Genomic DNA, 242 nt, shown 5'->3' on the forward strand with positions numbered 1-242 from the left:
GGATCGGAGCCTTGAGCCAGTAATTGTCCCAATAACCATCAGATGGCACTCGCTGCACATCGAGCTTCATGCCGATTTCGGCGCCGGCCGCCTGGATGATCATGGCCATGTCGATCGACGAGCTCGCCGCGTCGGAAGCGATGATCGGGATGGATTGGCCAAGCACGCCGGCCTTGTCGAAGTGGAACTTCGCCTTGTCGGGATCGAAGGCCCGCGCTTTCAGCTCTGCGTCACGATAGAAG

The 242-nt window shown here is 59.5% G+C and carries 1 pseudogene; it reads right to left on the bottom strand.

The annotated features are described in order from the left end of the window. Positions 1-242: pseudogene (locus EOD29_RS34510) on the bottom strand (ABC transporter substrate-binding protein); the annotation flags it as partial.

It is taken from the genome of Mesorhizobium sp. M1A.T.Ca.IN.004.03.1.1, assembly GCF_003997555.1.
GTDB lineage: Bacteria > Pseudomonadota > Alphaproteobacteria > Rhizobiales > Rhizobiaceae > Mesorhizobium.